The sequence below is a fragment of the Burkholderia sp. BDU5 genome (genome assembly GCF_001522845.1).
Classification (GTDB): Bacteria; Pseudomonadota; Gammaproteobacteria; order Burkholderiales; family Burkholderiaceae; genus Burkholderia; species Burkholderia mayonis.
Genome location: NZ_LOWC01000020.1, coordinates 1 through 3,546, shown reverse-complemented (window position 1 = coordinate 3,546; position 3,546 = coordinate 1). Strand labels below are relative to the sequence as shown.

General features: G+C 70.6%; 3 protein-coding genes. All 3 read right to left on the bottom strand.

Features of this window, described 5'->3' with window-relative positions; genetic code table 11:
- Positions 1 to 99: 99 nt before the first annotated feature.
- Positions 100 to 1,689: a DHA2 family efflux MFS transporter permease subunit gene (locus WS69_RS04000; protein WP_059469521.1), complete on the bottom strand. Its 1,590-nt coding sequence runs from the start codon at positions 1,687 to 1,689 to the stop codon at positions 100 to 102.
- A gap of 11 nt (positions 1,690 to 1,700) precedes the next feature.
- A complete protein-coding gene (locus WS69_RS03995; RefSeq protein ID WP_059469520.1) occupies positions 1,701 to 3,017 on the bottom strand; it encodes a glycosyltransferase in 1,317 nt (438 codons plus the stop codon).
- Between the two features lie 265 nt (positions 3,018 to 3,282).
- On the bottom strand, positions 3,283 to 3,546 hold a 264-nt coding region (locus WS69_RS03990), incomplete at its 5' end, for an alpha/beta fold hydrolase (RefSeq protein ID WP_442854885.1).

The window sequence follows — 3,546 nt, the reverse complement described above, 5'->3', positions numbered from 1 at the left end:
CTTCGTCTTCGTCTTCGTCTTCGTCTTCGTCTTCGTCTTCGTCTTCGTCTTCGTCTTCGTCTTCGGCTTCGGCGAATCAGGAACGCGGCGGCTACCGCCTCAATGCCCCAGCGTCGTCGCCGCCCCCCGCTTCGGCCGCGTCAGCCACATCAGCCCCGCCAGCAGCAGGCACGTCCCGCTCGCCATGTAGAACATGTCGTTCGTCGCCATCATGTACGCCTGCTGCCGCACCACCTGGTGCAGCGAGCTCAGCTCCCGCGCCCCGTGCATCCCCATCGCGTGCAGCGCGTCCACGTACCGCTGCGTGTTCTCCGACGCTCGCGTCACCGACTGCGACACCACCGCGTAGTGGTACGTCGCACGGTTGTCCCACCACGTCACGCTCAGCGCCGTCCCGAACGCCGCCGACAGCGTCCTTAAAAAGTTCGACAGGCTCGACGCCGCCGCCAGCTTGTCGTCCGACACCCGCGACAGCGTCGCCGCCGTCAGCGGAATGAAGAAGCACGGCAGCCCGATCCCCTGAATCAGCCGCGGCGTCACCACCTGCGCGAACGTCATCGTCAGCGTGAAGTGCGTGCTCCACCACATCACCCCCGCGAACACCCCAAACCCGAACGTCACCAGCACCCGCGCGTCCACCCGGCTCGCGTACAGCCCCACCAGGATCGAGAACACCAGCGCCAGCACCCCCATCGACGCCGTCGCCAGCCCCGCCTGGTAGGCCGTGTATCCCATCACCGCCTGCAGCCACAGCGGAAACACCACCCCCACCACCGAGAAGCTCATCATCCCCAGCGAGATGATCACCACGCAGAACGTGAAGGTCCGCTCCCGGAACAGGCTCAGGTCCACCACCGGATGCGCCTCCCCCGCCTCCCAGATCAGCAGCGACGTCAGCGACACCGCCGCCGTGATCGCCAGCGTCGTGATCAGCGACGAATCGAACCAGCCCCGGTCGCGCCCCAGGTCCAGCATCACCTGCAGCGACCCCACCCCGATCACCAGCAGCACGATCCCCGGCACGTCGATCGGGCTCGCCTCGCCCCGCTGCGCCTGCGGGTGCAGCATCAGCGTGCACACCGCGAACGAGAACAGCCCGATCGGCAAATTGATCAGGAAGATCCACGGCCACGAGAAGTTGTCGATCAGCCAGCCCCCCACCACCGGCCCGAAGATCGGCGCGAGCAGCACCGTCATCCCCCACAGCGCGAGCGCGAGCGTGCGCTTCGCCGGCGGGAACGACCGCATCAGGATCGTCTGCGACAGCGGCACCATCGGCCCCGAGAACAGCCCCTGCAGCGCGCGGCACGCAACCAGCATCTCCAGGTCCCGCGCGAGCCCGCACAACAGCGACGTCAGCGTGAACAGGATCACCGATGCGACGAACAGCCTCGACTCGCCCACCCGCCGCGCGAGCCAGCCCGTCAGCGGCACCGCGATCGCCGCCGCCACCGAGTACGAGCTGATCACCCACGTGCCCTGGCTGTTCGACACCCCCAGGCTCCCCGAGATCGCCTGCACCGCCACGTTCGCCACCGTCGAATCCAGCACCTCGATGGAGGTCGCGAGCGACAGCGCGAACGTCAGGAGCGCGAGTCTCGCGCCGCGCAGCGGCCGGGCGGCGGGTTCGTTGTGCGACGGACGGCTTGCCGCCGAATCGGCGTCGTTCGCGGGTACGCGCGCCGACATCGATTGCCCGCTCATGCCGGCTGCGCCTGCCGCGCCGCGACGCTCGGCGCGAAGCGCTCGATGAAGCGCGCCGCCTCGTCGCAGCCGTTCGGCTCCGCCTCCATCCGCGCCCGCACCTGCGCGCAGCGCGCCGCGATCGCGTCATCGCCCAGCACCCGCAGCAGCGCCCGGCCGAGCGACTCACCCTGCACCGGCGCGTCCAGCCTCACCCCGCAGCCGCTCGCCGCGACCCGCTGCGCGTTGTCGAACTGGTCGTGCGCGAACGGCGTCACCACCTGCGGCACCCCCGCCGCATACGCCAGCGACGCCGTCCCAACCCCGCCGTGGTGCACCAGCGCGCGACACCGCGGCAGCAGCGCCGCCAGCGGCACGTAGCGCCGCTTCAGCAGCGATACGCCATCCGGCTGCGCGCCATTCGTCTTCGTTCTCGTTGGCCCCGTCGTCCCCTCCGATGCCGCCGGCGCGTCCGGCGCAAGCAGGATCCCCCGCACGCCCGTCGTCCGCAGCACCGCCCTCACCGCCTGCTCGTAGGTCGCGCCGTCCACCCGCGTCGAGCCCGCCGTGAACACCACCGGCGCATCGCCCGACGCGACGAACGCGTCCAGCTCCGGGTCCGCGTCCCGCGCCCCCGTCTCGTTGAACAGCGGAAACCCGCTTTGCAGATGATTCGCCGGCCAGTCCGGCTGCGCCGCCGCGAACCACGACGGAAACAGGCACAGCACCCCGTCCGTCGAATGCAGCCAGCGCCCCAGGATCCGCCGCGCCGGACCGAGACCCAGCGACTGCCGCGCCGCATTCAGCTCCGGCCCGCACACCCGGTCCAGCACCTGACGCTCGATCAGCGTCATCAGCCCCGCCTTCACCGCCAGCGGCAAGCCCTTCGGGATCGTCAGCCGCTTGTGCGTCGGCGGCGCGTGCGCCGACAGCAGCGTCGACGGCGACACCTGCACCGACACATAGCGCGTCCCGTAGCGCTCCTGCATCAGCCGCGCCGAGAACGCCCACAGCGTGCCCACCAGCACCGTGTCCGCGTCGCTCAGCGAACGCAGCACGTCGAAGTGCGGCCGCACCACCGGCGCGATCACCCGCCACAGCGTCCTGAACGACGTCCGCGGATGCCACAGCGCCGGGTCCGCCATCGCCTGCGCGTACTCTTGCGCCGTGCCCACCGGCACGAACGCGAACCCGCTCGCCCGCACCGCCGCCTCGAACGGCGGATGCGTGCAGAACACCACCTCGTGGCCGCGCGCCGACAGCGCCCGGCTCACCCCGAGCAGCGGGTGCACATCCCCCGCCGACCCGATCGCCGTCACGATTACTTTCGACATCGCTTTGTCACTCAATGCAGCGCGGCAGCCGACGGACGCGCGCAGCGGGCCGTGTTCGGACCGGATCGGCCGCCATCGGCTTGGCGCTCGATACGCTCCGCCGCGCGCTTGCGTCGAACGAACGCTCCTCGCCTTGGCCTTCCGTCGCCGCAAGGCCCGATGCGCGTCACGCCGATTTGCCTGTTTGAACGAGCCGGGACCGCCGCGCGCCGAACGACGACGCGCATGACCTTCTGTCCCGGCAGCCTTGGACCGCCGCCCCGCGCTACGACAGCGCCGGCATCTGACCGAGCGGCGCGAGCGTCTCGCCCTGCGCCGCGTCCCGCGCCGCGCTCGCCCGCTCCTCGCCGAAGAAGCTCAGGATCGTCGAGCGAACCTGCTCCTGCTGCTGCCGCCCTTCGAGATCCAGGAAGTGACCCGCCTGGCGGATCGTCGCGAACTCCGCCCGGCGCACGTACGCGCCGAGCCGGCGCACGTCCGACGCCGTCGTGTACTCGTCCAGCTCGCCGTTGACGAACTTCACGTCGCA

Bases quoted from the DNA above. Each gene is read 5' to 3' on its own strand.
- WS69_RS04000 (WP_059469521.1), bottom strand. From the start codon at position 1,689: ATGTCGGCGCGCGTACCCGCGAACGACGCCGATTCGGCGGCAAGCCGT.
- WS69_RS03995 (WP_059469520.1), bottom strand. From the start codon at position 3,017: ATGTCGAAAGTAATCGTGACGGCGATCGGGTCGGCGGGGGATGTGCAC.